Origin of the sequence: Thalassotalea sp. 273M-4 (assembly GCF_041410465.1) — a bacterium.
GTDB classification, from domain to species: domain Bacteria; phylum Pseudomonadota; class Gammaproteobacteria; order Enterobacterales; family Alteromonadaceae; genus Thalassotalea_A; species Thalassotalea_A aquiviva.
Genome location: NZ_CP166961.1, coordinates 2,983,563 through 3,004,802, shown reverse-complemented (window position 1 = coordinate 3,004,802; position 21,240 = coordinate 2,983,563). Strand labels below are relative to the sequence as shown.

Sequence of the window (21,240 nt, the reverse complement as noted above, 5' to 3'; positions counted from 1 at the left end):
AGCAACAGCCGTGAGCTTATGCTGCCAAGGTGATATCGGCATCTGCTTGCTTGCTAACGGCTGCGGACAAAAATTGCCATAATTCGCCACCGCCACGTTTGTCCATCCATTCGTTACCGTTGTATTCAAAGTGATGACCGTTATATTTCGTGGCTACCCAAATTTCGTGTAAGGGGGCTTGCTTGTTGATGATGATTTTAGAGCCGTTGACAAAGCTTAAAGTCAGCAGACCGCCTTGATTTTCATAGTCGATATCAACGCCACAATTTTCAATTGCTTCTTCTACCGCAAGTAACACTTCGTCGGCGAGTAAATTATATTGACTGTCGTTCATCTCGGGTCCTTTTGTTTGCACTAGAGGGTGTTTAACCAGTTAAAAACAGGTGTTATTTCGTTGTATGGTTGGTTGAAACAACGGTGTTTCTAATTGTTGGTAAAAGTTCTGCTATTTATTTTATTTTACAACTTGGTATTTGTTGTTCTGCATGCGATTATAAAGCGATAAGACAAACAATGCGATCATTATAATGCGTAATATAAGACAGATTTTCTTAGTATTATCAATCATAGTAGCTGGTTTATCCGGTTGCGGACAAAAAGGTCCTTTATATGAAAAGGCGCCGAGTGAAGAAAATAAACCCGCAGAGCAACAATAACGCACACGCCGACGGCAATCGACATAAATGCAGCAGCTTATTATTTGCTGGTTAGCAAACGTAAAGGAACGCCATAGTGGATTTTTTTAACTTCCAAAACAATATCTTACATGCTGAAAATTGTTCTGTTTCGGCGTTGGCGAAACAGTATGGAACGCCTTGCTTTATATATTCTAGAGCGACCATTGAGCGCCACTGGCATGCTTTTGATAAAGCGGCGCATAACCTTGACCATTTAGTTTGTTATGCGGTTAAAGCGAGTTCTAATTTGGCCATCCTTAATGTTATGGCCCGCTTGGGGTCAGGCTTTGATATTGTATCTCAAGGTGAACTTGCTCGAGTACTTGCCGCCGGTGGTGATCCTGCTAAAGTGGTGTTTTCAGGGGTTGGTAAAAAACGCGAAGAAATCGCTTATGCTTTAGAAGCGGGTATTTTATGCTTTAATGTTGAGTCTTCAGCCGAACTAGAACGCATTAATCAGGTGGCGAAATCGCTTGGCAAAATTGCGCCTATATCATTACGGGTAAACCCTGATGTTGATGCCGGCACTCACCCTTATATTTCGACCGGCTTAAAAGATAATAAATTTGGTATTCCCATTGAACAAGCATTGGCAACTTATCAATATGCCAGTAGCTTAAAAAACCTGGCCATTAAAGGGGTAGATTGTCATATTGGCTCGCAACTAACTCAGGTGCAACCGTTTCTTGATGCGCTTGATCGCGTGTTGCTATTGGTTGATCAATTACATGAGCAAGGCATTGTTTTGCAACATTTGGATGTTGGTGGTGGTTTAGGTGTCCCTTACAAAGGGGAAGAACCACCGCACCCCAGTACTTATGTTGATGCGATTAGCCATAAACTCAGTGATCGTAATATGCAGCTTATTTTTGAACCCGGCCGTGCCATTATGGCGAATGCGGGAATTTTAGTTAGCCAAGTCGAATTTTTAAAAACCAATGAAAATAAACATTTCGCTATTGTCGATGCGGCAATGAACGATATGATCAGACCATCGCTGTATCAAGCTTGGCAAGAAATTATTGAGGTCGATCAGTGTTCTAGTGCGCCGATGCAACAATATGATGTGGTAGGGCCGGTGTGTGAAACAGGTGACTTTCTTGGTAAAGAGCGTGATCTTAGGTTAGCACCTGGAGATTTAATTGCTATGCGCAGTGCTGGCGCCTATGGCTTTACCATGAGTTCTAATTATAATTCGCGTCCACGTGCGGCAGAAGTGATGGTCGATGGCGAAAAGTCGTATCTTATTCGTCAACGTGAAAGTATTGAAAGTTTATGGCAAGGAGAATCACTATTGCCAGAAGATCAGGGTTGCTAAGTAAAATATGCAAGTAAAATTCAGTAAAATGCACGGTCTTGGCAATGATTTTTTTGTGCTCGATAATGTCACCCAAAATGTATTTTTATCCAATGATCAAATTCGTCGTTTAGCCGATCGAAACTTTGGTGTGGGTTTTGATCAATTACTGGTTGTTGAACCACCTTATGATCCTGATTTGGATTTTCATTATCGTATTTACAATGCCGATGGCAGTGAAGTCAGTCAATGTGGTAATGGTGCTCGTTGCTTTGCTCAATTTGTTAAGATGAAAGGCTTAACCAACAAAAACAAAATTAGGGTAAGTACAGCTTCCGGTAAAATGACCTTATACATTGAACGTGATGGCCAAGTAACGGTGAGTATGCCGGTGCCAGTGTTTGAGCCAGCAAAAATTCCTTTTGTAGCCCAAAAGATTGAAGGTACCTACATTTTACGTAGCGAAGAGCAGACCGTTTTATGTGGGGTTGTGTCTATGGGCAATCCCCATTGTGTTATTACGGTCGACAATGTTGCTGATGCTGATGTGGCGACATTGGGTCAAGAACTGACGATTCACGAACGCTTTCCCCAAGGCGCCAATATTGGCTTTATGGAAGTGGTTTCGCCTAAATATATTAAGTTAAGGGTTTATGAACGCGGAGCCGCGGAAACCTTAGCCTGCGGCAGTGGCGCTTGTGGCGCTGTGGTGGTGGGCATCAATCAACAAAAATTACACAATAATGTGACTGTGGAACTTCCCGGTGGCAAGTTAAAAATTTATTGGAAAGGGCCTGGTTTCCCGGTAAAAATGACCGGACCGGCAGAACACGTATTTGACGGACAAATAACTTTATGAGTAACGATATCTCACAATCTCTGCAGGAAGCAGAAATGTTAGCAGACACCATCTTAGAATCGGATATTTTATCTGATGATTTGGTGGCCGAATACTTGCAAAACAACCCGCATTTTTTTAACCAACAGCCTCAACTGTTAGCTGCGCTTAAGCTGTCAGACAGTAAACGAGGTGTGGTCTCTCTTGTTGAGCGCCAACAACAAGTACAACGTCAAAAAATTCAGAACTTAGAAGAAGAAATTACCAATTTAATGACGGTGGCCAGTTATAACCAAAGCCTATTTTCAGTGTATAACGATTTATACCTCAACCTTATTGATTGCAATACAGTAGCTCAATTTATCGATTGTCTAAACGATACGGTTGTCAACTTATTGAATTTAAGTGGGGTAAAATTTTGCTTGAAAAAACACCTTCCAGAGCAGCACCCAAGTTTAATGACCTCAGGGTTTGAACCCATTTTAGATCAACGTTTAGCGCATGAAGAGTTTTACTTCGGGCGTTTAAACGCTAACGAGAGACAAGCCTTATTTGCTCAGCAGACGGTTGGCTCTGTGGTGCTGATTAAATTAACCGACAAAAGTGAGACGTTAGGTTTTATTGCGATTAATTCTGCGGATCCTGAACACTTTCAGCCGGGAATGGATTTATTACTATTAAATCAATTTCGTTCACTGGTTGCTAAACTGTTAGTGAAATTAATCACTCATTAGGCTGCCAAGGCACTCTCAAGTTAAGGATTATCGGTGCGTTTTTATCGTCGACTGCGTCCATTCAAAGCCATCAGTTTTGACTTGGATGATACCCTTTATGATAATCAACCTGTCATTGAACAGGCTGAGCGCGAGTTTTTGCAATATTTGACGGTCTTAGCACCAAAGAGCAAAGCGTTAGGGCCCGACTTTTGGCACCAGCATCGCCATCAGTGCCTTGCAGATAATCCAGATCTTTCACATGATGTTAGTGCATTGCGTATTGCCTGCATTGAACTTGGGATGACGAGTTTAGGCTATCAAGATGCAAAGGCGCGGGCGAACCAAGCGTTTGCCCACTTTTTATCACACCGAAATCAGGTGCAAGTCGCGGATTCGGTTAAATCTTTATTAGCCCGGTTAGCGAAAACCTACCCTTTAGTGGCCATTTCTAATGGCAATGTGTCGATCGATAAAATAGGTCTTAAAGAATACTTTTCGCACTGTTTTTTTGCTGGTAACGGTAATTTGCAAAAACCAGCGCGACATATGTTTCACCAAACGTGTGAAGTGTTAGCCATTGAACCTAAACAATTGTTGCACATTGGCGATTGCACTCATGCCGATATATATGGCGCTCTTGGCGCTGGTTGTCAGACCATCTGGGTTAATAACCCAAGATTTGCGATCCAAAAAAAGCCGCTTAAGTTATTACCGAGTGCCGAATTTGATTCGGTTGAGCAATTGCAGATATTTGTTCGCTAGCCATGGTTATTTGTTGTTTGCCGAAAAATATCGACAACCCGTCGATTAACTTTTCAATTACTTAAAATAATGATTTTAATGTGTTTATACTGTTGGGCTAACCTTATTCGTTGCTACTGGCCAACAGCGATTCACGGATTGGTTATTAAAGCCACAGCATTTAACAATTGAAAGTAGAGAACAATGAAAAAAAGCATATTTCTTAGCCTTATCTTGAGCATTAGCAGTCAATTTGTTGTTGCTAGCGACAAAGATCACCGTCGTGCGATAGAGGTTGATCATAAAGTGGTCACCGAACATCGCACCCAAGTATACGGTGAAACGTTCTCCTATACCGCAACCACCGGCACCCAACCGGTATGGGATGAAGAAGGGCACGCGGTTGCCGCGTTGCATTACACTTACTATCAGCGTGACGATGTCAAAGATATTGGTTCACGTCCATTATTGATTTCATTCAATGGCGGCCCAGGTTCGGCGTCGGTGTGGATGCATGTGGCCTACACAGGCCCTAAAGTATTAAATATTGATGACGAAGGTTTTCCGTTGCAACCTTATGGCGTTAAAACCAACCCATACAGTGTATTAGATACCGCTGACATTGTGTTTGTGAATCCGGTTAATACCGGGTATTCAAGGGTATTAGCAGGCAACGATGGTAAAATGCCTAGCAAAGACAAACAAAAGACGATGTTCTTTGGGGTGAATGCAGATGTTAAGTATTTGGCAGAATGGTTAAATACATTTGTTACGCGCAACAATCGCTGGCGCTCACCAAAGTTTTTAATCGGTGAAAGTTATGGCACCACCCGAGTATCGGGTTTGGCGTTAGAGCTGCAAAATCGCCAATGGATGTATTTAAATGGGGTGGTGTTGGTTTCGCCAACTGACATTGGAATAGAGCGAAAAGGCATTGTCAAAGCCGCAAACCGTTTGCCCTATTTTACAGCCGCCGCTTGGTACCATAAAGCACTATCGAATGAGCTCCAAGTGCAAGATTTAGAGCAACTATTAGCCAAAGTAGAAAGCTTTACGGTGAATGAATACCTACCCGCACTTGCTATGGGGGGCTTTATTAAAGCCGAGCATAAACAACGAATTGCGAAGCAAGTAGCGCAGTATTCGGGTTTAGATATTGAACAAGTGTTGCAATCGAACCTTGATATATCAACCCGTTATTTTTGGAAGCAATTATTACGAGATCGTGGTTATACCATTGGTCGCCTTGACTCCAGATATTTGGGTTTAGACAAGCAAGATGTTGGCGACAGTCCAGATTATAACTCAGAGCTTTCTTCTTGGTTGCATTCCTTTACACCGGCGATTAACTATTACATGAAAGAGCAGTTAAACTATCACACCGACATTAAATACAATATGTTTGGTCAGGTGCACCCATGGGATCGAAGCAATAATCAAACGGGTGAAAATCTGCGTCAGGCAATGGCAGCGAATCCGTATTTAAATGTGCTTATTCAAGCGGGTTACTACGATGGTGCAACCAATTACTTTGATGCTAAGTACACTATGTGGCAGCTGGACCCGAGCGGTAAAATGCAATCGAGGTTTGATTTTAAAGGTTATCGCAGTGGCCATATGATGTATCTACGCCATCAAGATTTAAAACAGTCAAATGATGATTTACGCGCGTTTATTAAGGCCAGCATGCCGGCAAAAGATAAAGCCGCGAAATATTAATCAACCTCCAATTCTCGTACAAAAACCAGCCTAACTCGGCTGGTTTTTTCCGTTATGAGGGCTAAGATTTCTAGTTGTTAGGGCGTTAAATTTGCTCACTTGTAAGAGATAAAACGCAGAATTTTTTTACTGTCATTACATACAGTGAAGCAATAGCCTGATATACTCCCCCTATAATTTTAACAACCGAATTAATAGTTATGGATGTATCAGATTTACTCGACTCTTTAAACGACCGACAACGCCAAGCCGTGGGCGCACCGGCGCAAAACATGCTGGTATTAGCAGGCGCAGGGAGTGGTAAAACACGGGTTCTGGTGCACAGAATTGCTTGGTTGATGCAAGTTGAGCAAGTCTCACCCCATAGCATTTTGTCGGTGACCTTTACCAATAAAGCCGCAGCAGAAATGCGCTCGCGCGTCGAACAGGCCGTTGGTGGCAATATCCATGGTATGTGGATTGGTACTTTCCATGGCTTGGCGCATCGAATTTTACGAATGCATTTTCAAGAAGCCAACTTACCGCAAAGCTTTCAGGTTTTAGACTCAGACGATCAACTTAGGTTGATAAAGCGAGTCATTCGTAGTTTGCAGTTGGACGAGAAGAAGTGGCCAGCGAAACAAGCCATGTACTATATCAATGGCAAAAAAGATGAAGGTTTACGACCTAAGCATATCGATTGTCAGTTTGACCAAAATGAACAGACATTGGTTAAAATTTATCAAACCTATCAGGAAACGTGTGATCGAGCCGGGTTAGTTGATTTTGCTGAATTATTATTACGTGCTCATGAGTTATGGCTAAATCATCCAATATTGCTTGACCATTACCAACAACGTTTCTCTCGTATTTTGGTTGACGAATTTCAAGATACCAATGCGATTCAATATGCTTGGTTAAATCTTCTCGGTAAAAAACACGGTAATGTGATGATTGTTGGTGACGATGATCAGTCTATTTATGGTTGGCGTGGGGCGCGCATTGAAAACATTCAGCGTTTTGTCCAAGACTTTGACGCCGAAACCATTCGCCTAGAGCAAAACTACCGTTCAACCGGTAACATTCTAAATGCGGCCAATACCTTGATCAGCCATAACAATAACCGAATGGGGAAGGAGTTATGGACTGATGATGACGCTGGTGAGAGTATTTCGCTTTACACGGCTTTCAATGAAATTGATGAAGCAAGGTTTATTGCCTCTAAAATCAAGCAATGGCAAGACGATGGCAACAGTTTAGACGACGTCGCGATTTTATACCGCAACAATGCGCAATCTCGATTGCAAGAAGAGGCCTTATTACAACGACAAATACCGTATCGTATATACGGCGGCTTACGATTCTTTGAGCGTCAGGAGATTAAAGACGCATTAGCTTATTTAAGATTAATCAATAATCGCAATGACGATGCGTCATTTGAACGCATTATTAATACTCCGGCACGAGGCATTGGTAACCAAACGTTAGGTTTGGTGCGAGACTGTGCGCGCAGTCAAGGCTCGACGTTATGGCAAGCCTGTTTGTATTTATTAGAGCAGCAATTGTTAAAAGGGCGAAGCGCCAAAACCATTCAGGCTTTTGTCGATTTAATTGTGCAGCTTGAAGATGATGCTAAAGATCTCAACCTAGATCAGCAAGCTAATCATGTGATTCAACACTCTGGGTTGAAGGCCATGTATCAAGCCGAAAAAGGCGAGCGAGCAGAAGCCCGTATTGAAAACTTAAACGAGCTGGTTACTGCGTGTTCTACCTTTGAGGTCGACCCGGAAGTTGAAGATGAGATGAGTCCTTTAACGGCTTTCTTAACCCATGCCTCTCTAGAGTCCGGTGAGTCTCAGGCCGATGAGTTTGAATCGGCTGTGCAACTGATGACATTACACTCGGCCAAAGGTTTGGAATTTCCTTTGGTGTTTATGGTGGGGATGGAAGAGGGCATGTTCCCGTCACAACAATCGGCAGAAGATATTGTTCGTTTAGAAGAAGAACGACGCTTATGTTATGTTGGGATGACTCGCGCGATGCAAAAATTGTATTTAACCCATGCCGAAACTCGACGTTTGTATGGGCAAGAGAAATTTCATCGTCAAAGTCGTTTTATTAAAGAGATCCCTGAGCAATACATCGATGAAATTCGAATGAAAAATCAGGCGATTAAACCTAAAACAACAGGCCGATTTAGCAATACCATTACGTTAGAAACGTTTGAAAACACCGGTTTTAAATTAGGCCAACGGGTATTGCACCCCAAATTTGCTGAAGGCACTGTGCTTAACTTCGAAGGCAGTGGCGCTCAAAGTCGGATCCAAGTGAACTTTGATGCCCATGGTAGCAAGTGGTTGGTAGTCGCTTACGCTCGTCTTGAAAGTCTCTAAGCACTTTTTATCTGTTATTGTTGCACCCGATAGCCGGTACGATTTTGCCATTTATTTGCAATAGTATGACAAAGTCCATCGAGCCCTGTTTGACTATCAAACAGGGCTTTTTTTTGCATAACCGGTTGAATTACGGTTGAAAACTAAAAATCGCAGCGTGTTTATTGGTTGGAAATCATCCCGATATTGGTTATGGTATAGACGGTTTGAAATTATCACCATCGTGTTGATACCAATAACGACCTAATTATCTTGTTGTTGGTAAGAAAATCACATTAAAGGAAATATTATGGAAAGTGAACAAAAAAACATGGACAACCTTGCGCCTACTTTTAGCAAAACTGATTTTAGCTTTCATGGTAAAGCCGGTGAATTTTTTGGCATCTGGATAGTCAATGTTCTTCTGAGCATTGTAACTCTGGGTATTTATTCGGCTTGGGCTAAGGTGAGAACCTATCGTTATATTTATGGTAATACCGAACTCGATAGTCACCGTTTTGACTATTTAGCAACAGGCGGACAAATTTTAAAAGGTCGTCTTATTGCCGTGGCTATATTTGCCATCTACTGGGTTATATCGGCGGTATCGCCGACCATTAGTATCTTATTTGGTTTGGCATTTTTATTCGCCATGCCATTTCTTATTTGCTCAAGTTTGCGTTTTAATATGCGAGTAACGAGTTATCGCAACGTTCGTTTTGATTTTACTGGTCGTTATGGTCAAGCCGCGATTAATTTTATTCTACTACCGGTATTGTCGGTGTTTACCTTGTATTTACTGTTACCTTGGGTACTTAAGCGCATTGATCACTTTATTGTTAGCAACACCAAATACGGTAATAAGCCGTTGCAGACAAATTTATCTACCAGTACTTATTATATGGCCAGTATCGTAACCATGTTGATAGCGATCGGTTTAGGGATTGTCGTGGCGATTACCTTTGGTATTGTCGGGCTAAATGCTGAACAAATGGCAGAGCAAACGGCCTTGTCAGGCGTTATGACCTTCTTAATTATTGCCCTTTATGTGGTCTTTTTTACCTTCATTCAAGCCTACTATAAAGCGACGATTCGTAACCATATCTTTGCTTCAAGTAAAATTGATAACCTGGTGAAGTTTGATTCGACGTTTAGCTTTGCAAGCTTAGCCTTTTTACAATTAACCAATTTATTGGCCTTAATCTGTACCTTTGGTTTGGCCTATCCTTGGACTCGGATCCGTAGTGTTAATTATCAAGTCAATCGCACCGACATTCATGTAGCTGAAAATCGTACAAAAGTCTTAGATAACTTGGGGGCTAATACGTCAGCGGTTAGTGATGAAGTTGCCAACGTGTTTGATGTTGACGTTGCCCTTACTTAGGCAAACGAATGCAAATTAATGCGACCTTATATCGTTCTGGTAGCGACAGCTGCCAGTCGATTACAATAGGCTTAACACCTCAGGGCTTATCGGTTGAGTGTCCTGAGGGGACGATGAAGCCACAAGTATACCCATACAATCAACTGTCGTTGTCAACTAAGTTGGGTCAGTTACCGACGGTTATAACGGTAGCTGAACTCGGTAACATTGAGTTTCGTCAACAACCCGATTTTGACCGCCAATTACGTATTCATCATAGCCCAAGAAAGCCTTGGCTGTACTGGTTTGAAGGTGCTCGCAGCTTTTGGTTTGCCTGTGTACTTCTCGTGCCATTATTATTTTATTTATGTGTCGAATATGTTGTCCCTACGATGGCCAAGTCGGTTGTCGGGGTGTTGCCATATTCAGTGGCTAGACATGTTGAAGACGAGACCTTACAACTGATGCAAGATCGATTTGTTAAGGAGTCAAAAGTTGATCAAGGCACTCAAGCTAAGGTTTTAACGCAATTCAACCAATTATTGGCCCAATTGCAGTTATCCGATAGTAAATACCGTTTATTCTTTAAACAGTCCGAATTCTATGGTGCCAATGCCTTTGCCCTGCCTGGGGGGGCTATTGTGATCACCGATGATTTATATACCCTGTTTAAAGATAAGCCCGATGCGCTGCAAGCCATTTTTTTACACGAAATTGCCCATGTTGAGTATCAACACGGATTGCAAGTGCTGGCGGAAACCGTAACCACGACTTTATTGCTCAATTATTTTTTGGGGGATTTGCAAGGGATGGCGGAATTGTTATCAGCGAGTTCGATGACCTTACTGCAAAATAATTTTTCGCGTTCGCTTGAAGGGCAAGCCGATGATTATGCTCTTGCCAAAATGGCAGAGCTGGGTATATCGCCCGATGGCTTTATTGACGCAATGACCGCATTTGAAATTGAACAAACTGGACAAGCCAAAATGATGCAGTATTTTAGTAGTCATCCGCAAATTAGTGATCGGATTAAAAAAGCCAAACAAGCCGCAAAAGACTAGTCAGTAAAGGACTTTATCTACTCTTGCAGACTGTTTGTAGGCGTTTAATTGACATAAGGGCAAGCAAAAGCTTGCCTAAAAACCTTTATATTCTCGCTGAGTAAGCAAAAACTTAATGGGATTGGTTTTATTGCGCCGCCATTTGACGCTTTTTGTGTTTACGGTGTTTAAAAGAATCCCAGCTATATAGCATCAACGCTGCCCAAATACAGGCAAAGGTTAATAATTTTTCAAGCGCTATGGCTTCATTGTAAAAACTGATGGCAACAATAAACATCAAACTTGGGCCAATATATTGGAAAAAACCTAAGGTCGCTAAAGGCAGACGTTTCGCCGCGCCGGTAAAGAATAACAACGGTGCTGTAGTCACTAAGCCTGCAGCGATTAAGGTGATATTTAATGATGCATTATTATCGAGCATATTACTGGTCGGGCTATCGAGAAGTACAAACCAGTAGGCAAGAGCCAAAGGCAATAAACAGGCCGATTCAATAAATAAACCGGCGAGTGAGTCAACGGGGATCTTTTTACGAATCAAGCCATAAACCCCAAAACTGGATGCTAAGGCCAAGGCTAAATAAGGAATGGAACCTAGGCTTATCACTTCAATTAACACCCCAATAAACGCCAACCCTACGGCGAAAATTTGCCATTTACGTAGGCGTTCAGCAAAAAATAACATGCCAAGTAAGACGTTAAATAAAGGGTTTATATAATAGCCCAAACTGGCTTCGAGAATTTGTCCACTATTTACCGCCCAAATAAAAATCAACCAGTTTAAGCCTAAAATAAGCGCACTAGCGAACAACCAAAGCAAGGTTTTTGGGCTTTTAAGGATCTGACTGACATTTGCCCACTTACCTAAACCAAGAATTAAGGCAATTAAAAACACAAATGACCAGACGATACGATTGACTAGGATTTCAGGTGCACTGACATCGATAAGTAATTTAAAATAAATCGGGGCGATACCCCAAAGAGTGTAGGCGCATACGGCATTAATCGCACCAGTTTTGGTATCGTCTGTGCTCATCTAGAATAGGCTTTAGGTCTGAATAAGAATTGGCGCGAGTTTAGCACACTGCTGACGAATTCACAGCTTTGGTTTGGTTAAACGGGCGCCAACCATGTAATTTAAAAGCAAACTTATTCGGTTAACCAACACCGTTAAAATAACTTTCAGCTTTAAACCATATAGGTACCTGTACCAAACGCTATGTGTTCACCTTTTTCGTTATGAAGTTCCATTCGAGTGACGGCAATTTTACTGCCGTGGCGAATGATTCGAGCCGTGGCGATAAAGTGATTGCCTCGACCGGGTCTAAGAAAGTCGGTTCTAAAGTCTATAGTACTTAACCGAGCTAGCTTTTTAGTGATGGTTGTTTTATCGGTTACCGGCAAGCGACTGAGCATATTGGCAGCTGCCACGACACCACCAGCCATATCTAACACGGCCGCCGTCACACCGCCGTGTAATGTTTTAGTGATGGGGTTGCCAATTAAATTGGCTTGCCAGTCAAATTCAATCTGAGCATGGTCTTGTTCCATTTTAGTCACTTTAAGGCCCAAGTGGCGATTAAACGCAATATCGGTGTTCCATACCTTAAGCATTTGAGCAAAAATTTGTTGTTTGTCCATAGGTTCTCATTTTTATCACCCTGTGTTTAACCACCTTAGCATTGATTCGAGTAAAAATTAACCAGCAGCAAGCGGGAGTTTAAAGTGGCCTAGGATAAAAACTATAAAACCCTATCGAAATACCCTTAAGCTGGGGTAAAATGGTTTTCTTTTTGTCTAATCGCGCCACAACCTTGAATCAATCTAATGCCCAGCTGCCAAGCCATGCTGATTTGCACCATTCGTTGCAACATCATTTTGGCTATACGGAATTTCGCAAAGGTCAACAACAAGTCATAGAACACTTGTTGGCGGGACAAGATTGTCTGGTGTTAATGCCAACGGGCGGCGGTAAATCTTTATGCTATCAATTACCCGCAACCATCATGTCTGGCTTGACGGTGGTCGTTTCACCTTTGATAGCGTTAATGAAAGATCAAGTCGATGGTCTTACTAGGCAAGGGATCAAAGCCGCTTTTGTTAATTCTTCAATGAGTCCAGAACAACTCAATGAAACCATGCGTCAAATTGGCCGCGGTGAGGTCAGTATTTTGTATGTATCGCCCGAGCGATTATTAAGCTATTACTTCTTACAAAGTCTGCAGAGCATGCACATAAGCTTTTTTGCGATTGATGAAGCCCATTGTATTTCGCAATGGGGCCACGATTTTCGGCCTTCATATACCCAACTTGGGCGTCTTAAAGAGCATTTTCCTTACACCCCAATTATGGCGTTAACGGCAACCGCGGATGTGACGACCCGCAAAGATATTTTACAGCAGCTAAAACTCAACCAGCCTTATGTGCATTTGGACAGTTTTGACCGACCGAATATTCGCTATACCTTAACCGAAAAATACAATGGTGAAACCCAGTTATTAGAATACTTAAATCGCTGCCCTGAAGACAGCGGTATTATTTATTGTAATAGTCGTTGGCAAGTCGATAAGTTAAGTCAAACCTTGGCGCAAAAAGGTTTTAACTGCGCTGGTTATCATGCCGGCTTAGAGCCTGAAATTCGTAATATTATACAAGAAGGTTTTACCAAAGATAACATTCGCATTGTCGTCGCAACGGTGGCCTTTGGTCTTGGTATTAACAAGCCTAATGTGCGCTTTGTGATTCACTACGAAATGCCTAGAACGTTGGAGTCGTTTTATCAAGAAACCGGGCGAGCGGGGCGTGATGGCTTATCCGCTGAAGCGTTGTTTCTATATGATCATCAAGACATTGATAAAATCAAAAAACGGATCAGTGAAAACGATAATGAACACCGAGTGAATGTGGAACAACAACGATTTTCAGCGATGGCAGGCTTTGCTGAAGCGCAAACCTGCCGCCGCCAAGTGTTACTGAATTATTTTGCCCAATACACGGACAATGGCTGTGGTAATTGCGATATATGTTTAGATCCGCCAAGTCAGTACGATGCCACCGTTGATGCACAAAAAGTACTGTCCTGTGTCTATCGCATTGAGCAAAGCGGAGATATTCATTACGTTATTGATGTATTGCGTGGACGTGAAACTGAGGCAGTTAAAAAGCGCCAGCACCAAGACGTTTCAACTTTTGGCATTGGTAAAGACAAAACTCGAGGGTATTGGTTTTCAGTGATCAGGCAACTGATTCACCTTGGTTTGTTACAACAAGACATTGAAAAACAATCGGCGCTTTGTTTAACCAAGGCGTCAAAGGTCGCGCTCAAAGGCGAACGTCCATTAATGATTGCCAGACCGCGATTGCAACAAAAAGGTTATTGGCAACAAAATAAGACCACGGCTAATTATGATAAAGCCTTGTTTAAACAATTGCGCTTATTACGTAAAGAACTTGCTGACTTGGAAGATATTGCCCCGTTTATAGTCTTTAACGATGCCAGTTTGATTGAAATGGCCAGACGTAAACCGATAACCACGGATGAGTTTTTAACCATCAGTGGTGTTGGTGACACTAAATTATTGCGTTATGGGGCGTCGTTTATTGAGTTGATCAAACGATACAAGTAGCCCATATAAGTGGCCTTTGAAATTTAATGGCTAACGCTTAACGCCTAAAGGATACGAACGGCTATATCCAAACCGGTTCATATTGAAAGATGATCGCAATCAATACACACAATAGGCCATAGTGATTGTGCAAAAAGGCTTTAAAGCAGTTAGCACGCTCTCTATTTTTGATCAGCTTTTGCTGATACATAAACATCCCCGCTAAGATAATTAAACCGAGATAATAAAACACGTTAAACTGCTCAATTTGACCGACCTTAAACAACAGCAATAAGGTGATCAATTGCAGTAGGCTAATGATCAAGGTATCGAATCGGCCAAAGATGATGGCCGTTGATTTTACCCCAATTCGTAAATCGTCATCACGATCTACCATGGCATACATGGTGTCATATGCGACGGTCCACACTAAATTGGCGGCAAATAAGAGCCAAGCGACCGTGGGAATAGATTGCCTGATTTCAGCAAATGCCATGATCATACCCCAGCTAAAAGCAGCGCCTAACACTACTTGCGGAAAATGAGTATAGCGCTTCATAAAAGGGTAAATGGTGGCCAAGATAACCGCCACTAAAGATAATCCAATGGTGTACCAAGACAAGGTCAAAACCAGCAATAAGGCGATAAGTAGCAGCGCAATAAAAATCACTATGGCTGATTGGGTCGTTAAACTACCTTTAATTAATGGGCGCTGCTTAGTACGTTGCACATATCCGTCAATTTTTCTATCGGCGATGTCGTTAATAATGCAACCAGCGCTGCGCATAATAAACACCCCCAAACTAAATACAATCAACAGATGCCAACCTGGAAAGCCACCCTCGGCAATCCAAAGTGCCCAAAGGGTTGGCCATAGTAATAAATAGGTACCTATCGGTCGGTCCATGCGAGTGATAAGTGTAAAAGCGTGCCATTTTTCGGCCAATGTTGACATATTTCATACCATGGTTACTGAGCAGAGCAAAAAAAGACGGCTAAGTTGAATAAAATTTAGACGTATCAATACAAATTGTTATAAAATTCGCGCCCTTGAAAATTAGGATAACAATTTGGTGATTTTTTGCTCTACAGCAGGGAAACTTGACGTTGAATTAAACGTACTAAAATTGTTTTTTATATTACCTTAAGCCCAAACGTGAATAAACCTTGATGTCTATTATTAATCGAACTGCCCTGAAAAACAGTTTTAAACTGGCTTGGCCAATCTCTTTACAAAACACCTTAGTGACCTTACTTAGCATGATTGATGTGATGATGGTGAGTCATTTGGGTAATGCCTCGGTTGCGGCGGTCGGCTTTGGTAACCGAGTTCAATTTGTGGTTTTAGTTATTGTCTCAGGCTTGGCTTGGGGGGTAGGTATTTTATCTGCGCAAAATCATGGTGCCGGTAATACCAGTCGCATTCGAAGTACCATTTTATTGGGGCTTATTTTAAGTACTTTAGCCTTATTACCTTTGGTCATTGGTAACTTTTTCTTTGCTGATAGTTTGATGGCTTTAGGTACGACCGATCAAGATGTTATCGATATTGGTGAAATGTATTTGTGGATCACTATGCCAAGCTTACTGTTTGTTGGTGGCATCATGGTGTTTGAAAATGCCCTGCGCAGTATTTCGCAAGTGAAGTTACCTATGGTGATTAGCACCTTTGCGATTGTGATTAATATTGTTCTTAACTACTGGTTAATCTACGGAGGCTTAGGGATTGAACCTTTAGGCGTTACGGGGGCGGCAATCGCCACGTTAATTGCCCGAGGTTGTCACTTGTTGTTGATTTTTATGGTGTTATCTATTGCCCGTCATAAGTTAAAACCGTCACGTAATGACGTTAAAGATCTAAGAATCGTTAAACCTTGGTTTGATATGATCAAACTTGTGGTGCCGTTGATGGCCAGTTTTGGGGTGTGGTCTATAGGTTCTTTTGTTTATCAATTAATTTACGGCCGACTAGGCACACAAGAGCTGGCGGTGATCAGTTTGCTGGTTCCTATTGAAGGCATGTTTATTTCACTGTTTTTTGGCTTTGCCTCTGCCTGCTCTATTATGGTGGGGCAAAACTTAGGCGCGGAAAAGTTTGACCAAGCGATTAGCATCGCCAAGAGCTTTGTTATTATGGCGCCTTTAGTCGCCATCGTTTTAGGCGTCCTATTATTGCTTGCTGAGCCCATCATTTTTATGCCTTTTAGCGACATGCCAGCAAGTACCTTAGCGTTAGCATCGGACGTGTTTTTAATCATTGCCCTAGGCGCGTGGATAAAAATCAGTAACATGACCATGGCTTTGGGCATATTACGAGCAGGTGGCGAAACCAAAGCTTGCTTGTATATTGATACCTTTGGCATGTGGATGGTGAGTATTCCGCTAACTCTAATGGCGGCATTTTATTTTGACCTACCATTGTTTTGGGTTGCTTTAACGGCGTATTCGGAAGAGGTCAGCAAGTTTGGTTTGTTTGTTTGGCGAATTTCAAAACAACGTTGGGTACGTAAAATTGTAAATTAAAACGATTTAATGCCGCCAAAAAAAGCCCTATCGTGTGCACGATAGGGCTTTTTTATTTGCTGTTTTATGCTCGCAGCTCAAATTCCGTTTGTAATTGGCAATCACTGCTATTACCAACCCACAGATGGAACTTACCAGGCTCGGTCACTTGTTGCATGCGTTGGTTGTAAAAGCTTAAGTCATCTTTGGTCAACGCAAACTTTACTTCGATACTCGAGTGTTTTGGTAAATGCACGCGCTTAAATGCTTTTAGCTCTTTAACCGGGCGGGTGACGTTCGCAACCAAATCGCGAATATAAAGTTGAATTACGTCATCGGTGTCAACGTCTCCTTCATTCATCACCTCAACTGACACATAAATGGTTTCATCCATCGCAGGGGTGTGCGTATTTAGCTGTAATTTACGACAATGGATGTTGCTGTAGGTAAGACCAAAGCCAAAAGGAAATAACGGAGTAAAGTGACAATCCAGATGCGTCGCGCTCATCCCCATAGAGGTTTGTGGTGCGCGCACGGGAAAGTCATCCATGTGAACAAAGTTGCTGTCACTGGCGGGTTTGCCAGTGTGCTTTTGCGCATAGTATAACGGCACTTGACCAACATGGCGGACAAAGCTTACCGGCAGTTTACCTGATGGCGAACATTTCCCCAGGAGCAGGTCTGAAATACCAGGGCCTGCCATTGAACCGGGGTGCCAAGCGTATAAAATCGCACCTACTTTATCGATAATATTCGATAAAGTTAAAGGACGGCCAGCCATAGTGACTAATACAATTGGCGTACCGGTGGCGGCAATTTGGTTAATCAATGCTTCTTGAGCTCCCGGTAAGTCGATGTTGGTACGACAATGGGCTTCGCCAGATAAAATGGACTCTTCACCTAAAAATAATAAGGCAATATCGGATTGCTGTGCTGCCTTAACGGCGTCGGCAAAACCTTCTTCGCTGTTACTGCGACTGGTACTAAGAGCGCGGGCTACATGGACCTTAGTATGCTCAGGTAACTCGTGTTTTAACGCTGCTAAAGGGGTAACACTGTGCTTTTCATCACCGTCAAAAATCCAAGTACCAAGTTGTTCATAGCCATCGTCAGCTAAAGGGCCAATAACCGCGATGTCATTAAGCTCATCAGGTTTTAATGGCAATGTTTGTTGCGCATTTTTTAATAACACACAACTTTTTCGTACCATATCACGAGCGGCATCAAGGTGTTGTTGATTGACTAAAGCTTTAAACTTTTTCGGCTCGGTATAAGGCTGATTAAACAAATTCAGTTTAAATTTAAGTCGTAAAATATTGCCAACCATAGCATCGACTTGGGTCATGGTCAGTTGATTATCACTAAGCAATTGGGCAATGTTTTCGTGGTAGGTGGTACTGACCATTTCCATATCAATACCGGCATTAGCGGCTGCATTTGCGGCCGCATAGGCAGAGTCAGCAAAGCCATGAACCGTAAGTTGAAAGATAGAATCCCAGTCGCTTACCACCATACCTTGGTATTGCCATTCTTCTCTCAATACTTGTTGCATTAACCATTGGTTGCCACTGGCGGGGACCCCGTTTAAGTCACTAAATGAGGCCATCATAGTAGCAACACCAGCTTCATGTGCCGCTTTAAACGGTGGTAAATACACATTGCGTAATTCGTTCTCTGGGATATTGGCGGTATTGTAATCACGACCACTTTCGCTGGCACCGTAACCGACAAAATGTTTGGCACAGGCTGCAATAGCATCGAATTGCGCTAAGTTATCACTCTGATAGCCTTGCACCATTGCCACCCCAAGTTTGGCATTTAGCAGAGGGTCTTCACCAAAGCTTTCGGCAATACGACCCCATCTTGGGTCACGACTGATGTCAATCATTGGCGAAAAGGTCCAGTTTACCCCACAACTTGCGGCTTCGTGTGCACTGATCCTAGCACCGAGTTTAACCAATTCAGGGTCGAAACTAGCGGCTTGAGCAATGGGCAGCGGAAAAATGGTTTTAAACCCATGAATCACATCTCGGCCAATCAAAAGTGGGATGCCAAGACGGCTTTCTTCGACGGCAATGCGTTGCAACTCATTCACAACGTCGACATTGGTTTCATTCAATACGGAGCCAACTTGACCTTGTTGAATCCCCATGCGTAAATGTTCACTGATATGGCCTTCACCACCTTGGGATTGACACATTTGGCCTATTTTTTCATCCAAACTCATCTGTTCAAGTAACTGAGCCACTAAGCGGTCGATAGTGGCGTCGTCGGGGTTGATTGTCGTGCTGAAATTACACTCTTGCTGTTGCGTCATTATTAAAACCATAAAAGATAATTGAAAAGTGCCTAAGGCATAACATAACTCGATAATAGGCGCTTTCAAGATAAAAGCGACTAAAGGGCATGAATCCTCGTTATAGCGGATTGGTATTATTTTTGTTGTGGCGGGGCATTACTAAGCGCTTGACCATTGTGGATGTTTGCAGGGCAAGAAAAAGCAGAACCTAAGTTCTGCTTTTCATGTTATTTACAAGCTAGGTTCGCGGTTAAGCGAGTTTACCGCGTCTTGCTTCTAACTGTTCCCTAATTTCATGAGCGCGTTGCTCGGTGATTGGGAATATGTACACTAAGTAGATAGCGATAACTGAGGCAATCACTGGGATCACCACATCATAGAATCGCATCCAAAATAGGGTGTCAGCGGTTTGGTCATTACCAAGGGCCACATCAAACCCTGTCGCATTTAACAAGAATCCACCAGCGGCAAGAGCCACCGCCATCCCAAGTTTAACAACCCACCAGTAAATAGAACCGAACATACCTTCTCGGCGTTCTTCTGTATTAAGTTCATCTAGATCACATACGTCGGCAATCATTGAGCCCATTAGGGTGAATAAACCACCTAAACCAAAGGCAATAAACGGTTGTGGTACCAGAAGCAATAGTGGGTAGTCAGGGTTATAGCACACCCACTTTAAGGCATAACCAATAATCGACATACCGATGGCGAAGAAGAATGTCTTACGCTTGCCCCAAAGCGTCGCTAATTTCGTTACTAATAAAATAACACAGAAAGTACCGATGGCCGACATGGTACCAGACCAGCCAACATATTCAGCACCAGCCGATTGGTCACCACCAAAAACGTAGTAAATAATTACGTAGCTTTGGAATGATGAAACCATCATAAAGCCATTAAACACTAAGAAAGTGGCGCCACATAAACATAAGAATGGCTTAAATTTCAAGGTGATCACAAAGCCTTTTAAGAACTGTTTTACGCGCTGACCAATGGTAAACGTTTCGGCCGGTGGCGTTTCGGCTTGCACGCTTGGTGCAATGGCAGACTCAGCTGGTGCTTTTTGTTCTAAAGTACCACGTTCTTTTAAGAAAATTGCCGGTAACACACCCACACAGATGGTAAAGGCACCGATAATAACGGCTAACCAGCCAGCGCCGGTGACCATATCATCAAAGAACATGTCTGATTGCATAAACCATAAGAACCATGGTGCCATTAAGTAGGCTAATTGGCCCATAAAGTTAGACACACCCATGAGTCGGGTACGTTCATGGTAATCAGGGGTTAATTCGTACCCTAACGCAACCCAAGGGGTCGCAAAAATGGTGTAGGCAAAGTAAAACAAAATACTGCCAATGAGGAAAAACCAAAAGTAAAAGGATTCACTTTTACCTGCAGGTAATTGCCACAATAGGGCGAAAACAATACCGGCTAAAATAGCCCCGATGAAAATATAAGGCCTGCGTCGACCCCATCTGGTTTTTGATTTGTCGGAGATAAATCCCATTAAAGGGTCGGTTATCGCATCGACAAATCGAGGTAAAGAGCCTAATAAGCCTACGAGGGCAGGGTTCATCCCTAGACCTAAATTTAACACAATGGCCATGCCGGCAATGGCAGCACCAAGAAGGTTGTTTACAAGAGCCCCAAGTCCGTAAATAAACTTGCGCAGAAAGGAGATTCTGTCTTCAGGAGCGGTAGTGTATGTTTTCGTATTATTCATCACTGGTTACCGTGTTGATAGCGCTTTTTATGTAAAATCACAAAAGCATGTTGTTGTTATAACCAAAACATACCTAAGGAAAACATGGAATTCGCGCATTGGAGAATGGGTTAACCTTGGGTATGGTTCAGAGATGGCTATTTTAGACTTTTCATTGTTATAAAAAATATCTCTGAATTTTTCACTATGACATTAATCCCTTCGTAAAAACAAGCAACCAATAAGCGATGAGTGGGACGAGAAATCGGTGAATGGGTAAACTAAGCGACGAACCTATAAACCAAGTTTGCTGCCCAATTATTATCATTCTAACTTTCCCTGTTGTCTCATTGCATGACCATTTGG

The 21,240-nt window shown here is 42.5% G+C and carries 17 protein-coding genes; 11 read left to right on the top strand and 6 right to left on the bottom strand.

Going from position 1 to position 21,240, the window contains the following annotated elements:
- Nucleotides 1-16: 16 nt before the first annotated feature.
- Entirely contained in the window at nucleotides 17-334 is a 318-nt protein-coding gene (cyaY, locus tag ACAY00_RS13440) for an iron donor protein CyaY (RefSeq protein ID WP_371374723.1), read from the bottom strand.
- 193 nt (nucleotides 335-527) lie between these two features.
- Between cyaY and lptM the strand changes: the two genes are divergently transcribed.
- The 9 genes from lptM (at nucleotide 528) to ACAY00_RS13395 (ending at nucleotide 10,763) form a co-directional block, all read left to right on the top strand.
- Nucleotides 528-656 (top strand): LPS translocon maturation chaperone LptM, encoded by a 129-nt coding sequence (gene lptM / locus ACAY00_RS13435; protein ID WP_371374720.1) that lies wholly within the window; start codon nucleotides 528-530, stop codon nucleotides 654-656.
- A gap of 76 nt (nucleotides 657-732) precedes the next feature.
- Nucleotides 733-1,995, top strand: a complete 1,263-nt coding sequence (gene lysA, locus ACAY00_RS13430; protein ID WP_371374718.1) for a diaminopimelate decarboxylase — start codon at nucleotides 733-735, stop codon at nucleotides 1,993-1,995.
- Between the two features lie 7 nt (nucleotides 1,996-2,002).
- Nucleotides 2,003-2,833, top strand: coding sequence for a diaminopimelate epimerase (gene dapF, locus ACAY00_RS13425; RefSeq protein WP_371374715.1), 831 nt, complete (start codon nucleotides 2,003-2,005; stop codon nucleotides 2,831-2,833).
- A complete protein-coding gene (locus ACAY00_RS13420; protein ID WP_371374712.1) occupies nucleotides 2,830-3,546 on the top strand; it encodes a DUF484 family protein in 717 nt (238 codons plus the stop codon). The genes dapF and ACAY00_RS13420 overlap by 4 nt, the downstream gene beginning before the upstream one ends.
- 33 nt (nucleotides 3,547-3,579) lie before the next feature.
- On the top strand, nucleotides 3,580-4,290 hold the full coding sequence (locus ACAY00_RS13415) for an HAD-IA family hydrolase (RefSeq protein WP_371374710.1): 711 nt from the start codon (nucleotides 3,580-3,582) through the stop codon (nucleotides 4,288-4,290).
- A 183-nt stretch (nucleotides 4,291-4,473) separates the two neighbouring features.
- Nucleotides 4,474-5,988, top strand: coding sequence for a S10 family peptidase (locus tag ACAY00_RS13410; RefSeq protein WP_371374708.1), 1,515 nt, complete (start codon nucleotides 4,474-4,476; stop codon nucleotides 5,986-5,988).
- A 200-nt stretch (nucleotides 5,989-6,188) separates the two neighbouring features.
- Nucleotides 6,189-8,360: a DNA helicase II gene (gene uvrD, locus ACAY00_RS13405; protein ID WP_371374705.1), complete on the top strand. Its 2,172-nt coding sequence runs from the start codon at nucleotides 6,189-6,191 to the stop codon at nucleotides 8,358-8,360.
- 289 nt (nucleotides 8,361-8,649) lie between these two features.
- Entirely contained in the window at nucleotides 8,650-9,723 is a 1,074-nt protein-coding gene (locus ACAY00_RS13400; protein WP_371374703.1) for a YjgN family protein, read from the top strand.
- Nucleotides 9,724-9,731: 8 nt separating this feature from the next.
- Complete coding sequence (locus ACAY00_RS13395; RefSeq protein ID WP_371374700.1) at nucleotides 9,732-10,763, top strand: M48 family metallopeptidase; 1,032 nt, start codon at nucleotides 9,732-9,734, stop codon at nucleotides 10,761-10,763.
- A 127-nt stretch (nucleotides 10,764-10,890) separates the two neighbouring features.
- On the opposite strand, the gene rarD is transcribed toward ACAY00_RS13395, so the two are convergent.
- Together rarD and ACAY00_RS13385 are read right to left on the bottom strand one after the other, a co-directional pair.
- On the bottom strand, nucleotides 10,891-11,796 hold the full coding sequence (rarD, locus tag ACAY00_RS13390) for an EamA family transporter RarD (RefSeq protein WP_371374697.1): 906 nt from the start codon (nucleotides 11,794-11,796) through the stop codon (nucleotides 10,891-10,893).
- 152 nt (nucleotides 11,797-11,948) lie between these two features.
- Nucleotides 11,949-12,401 (bottom strand): thioesterase family protein, encoded by a 453-nt coding sequence (locus ACAY00_RS13385; RefSeq protein WP_371374694.1) that lies wholly within the window; start codon nucleotides 12,399-12,401, stop codon nucleotides 11,949-11,951.
- Between the two features lie 140 nt (nucleotides 12,402-12,541).
- Between ACAY00_RS13385 and recQ the strand changes: the two genes are divergently transcribed.
- On the top strand, nucleotides 12,542-14,386 hold the full coding sequence (recQ, locus tag ACAY00_RS13380) for a DNA helicase RecQ (protein ID WP_371374691.1): 1,845 nt from the start codon (nucleotides 12,542-12,544) through the stop codon (nucleotides 14,384-14,386).
- A gap of 61 nt (nucleotides 14,387-14,447) precedes the next feature.
- On the opposite strand, the gene ubiA is transcribed toward recQ, so the two are convergent.
- Nucleotides 14,448-15,320, bottom strand: a complete 873-nt coding sequence (gene ubiA / locus ACAY00_RS13375) for a 4-hydroxybenzoate octaprenyltransferase (RefSeq protein ID WP_371374687.1) — start codon at nucleotides 15,318-15,320, stop codon at nucleotides 14,448-14,450.
- Nucleotides 15,321-15,535: 215 nt separating this feature from the next.
- Between ubiA and ACAY00_RS13370 the strand changes: the two genes are divergently transcribed.
- On the top strand, nucleotides 15,536-16,888 hold the full coding sequence (locus tag ACAY00_RS13370; protein ID WP_371374685.1) for an MATE family efflux transporter: 1,353 nt from the start codon (nucleotides 15,536-15,538) through the stop codon (nucleotides 16,886-16,888).
- 64 nt (nucleotides 16,889-16,952) lie between these two features.
- On the opposite strand, the gene ACAY00_RS13365 is transcribed toward ACAY00_RS13370, so the two are convergent.
- Entirely contained in the window at nucleotides 16,953-19,184 is a 2,232-nt protein-coding gene (locus ACAY00_RS13365; protein WP_371374682.1) for a glycoside hydrolase family 3 N-terminal domain-containing protein, read from the bottom strand.
- A 232-nt stretch (nucleotides 19,185-19,416) separates the two neighbouring features.
- Nucleotides 19,417-20,895: an MFS transporter gene (locus tag ACAY00_RS13360; protein WP_371374679.1), complete on the bottom strand. Its 1,479-nt coding sequence runs from the start codon at nucleotides 20,893-20,895 to the stop codon at nucleotides 19,417-19,419.
- Nucleotides 20,896-21,240 lie beyond the last annotated feature (345 nt).

What these genes read in the sequence shown, in the direction of transcription:
- cyaY (WP_371374723.1), bottom strand. Translation starts at nt 334, where the DNA reads ATGAACGACAGTCAATATAATTTACTCGCCGACGAAGTGTTACTTGCG.
- lptM (WP_371374720.1), top strand. Translation starts at nt 528, where the DNA reads ATGCGTAATATAAGACAGATTTTCTTAGTATTATCAATCATAGTAGCT.
- dapF (WP_371374715.1), top strand. Translation starts at nt 2,003, where the DNA reads ATGCAAGTAAAATTCAGTAAAATGCACGGTCTTGGCAATGATTTTTTT.
- ACAY00_RS13420 (WP_371374712.1), top strand. Translation starts at nt 2,830, where the DNA reads ATGAGTAACGATATCTCACAATCTCTGCAGGAAGCAGAAATGTTAGCA.
- ACAY00_RS13410 (WP_371374708.1), top strand. Translation starts at nt 4,474, where the DNA reads ATGAAAAAAAGCATATTTCTTAGCCTTATCTTGAGCATTAGCAGTCAA.
- uvrD (WP_371374705.1), top strand. Translation starts at nt 6,189, where the DNA reads ATGGATGTATCAGATTTACTCGACTCTTTAAACGACCGACAACGCCAA.
- ACAY00_RS13400 (WP_371374703.1), top strand. Translation starts at nt 8,650, where the DNA reads ATGGAAAGTGAACAAAAAAACATGGACAACCTTGCGCCTACTTTTAGC.
- ACAY00_RS13395 (WP_371374700.1), top strand. Translation starts at nt 9,732, where the DNA reads ATGCAAATTAATGCGACCTTATATCGTTCTGGTAGCGACAGCTGCCAG.
- rarD (WP_371374697.1), bottom strand. Translation starts at nt 11,796, where the DNA reads ATGAGCACAGACGATACCAAAACTGGTGCGATTAATGCCGTATGCGCC.
- ACAY00_RS13385 (WP_371374694.1), bottom strand. Translation starts at nt 12,401, where the DNA reads ATGGACAAACAACAAATTTTTGCTCAAATGCTTAAGGTATGGAACACC.
- recQ (WP_371374691.1), top strand. Translation starts at nt 12,542, where the DNA reads ATGGTTTTCTTTTTGTCTAATCGCGCCACAACCTTGAATCAATCTAAT.
- ubiA (WP_371374687.1), bottom strand. Translation starts at nt 15,320, where the DNA reads ATGTCAACATTGGCCGAAAAATGGCACGCTTTTACACTTATCACTCGC.
- ACAY00_RS13370 (WP_371374685.1), top strand. Translation starts at nt 15,536, where the DNA reads ATGTCTATTATTAATCGAACTGCCCTGAAAAACAGTTTTAAACTGGCT.
- ACAY00_RS13365 (WP_371374682.1), bottom strand. Translation starts at nt 19,184, where the DNA reads ATGACGCAACAGCAAGAGTGTAATTTCAGCACGACAATCAACCCCGAC.
- ACAY00_RS13360 (WP_371374679.1), bottom strand. Translation starts at nt 20,895, where the DNA reads ATGAATAATACGAAAACATACACTACCGCTCCTGAAGACAGAATCTCC.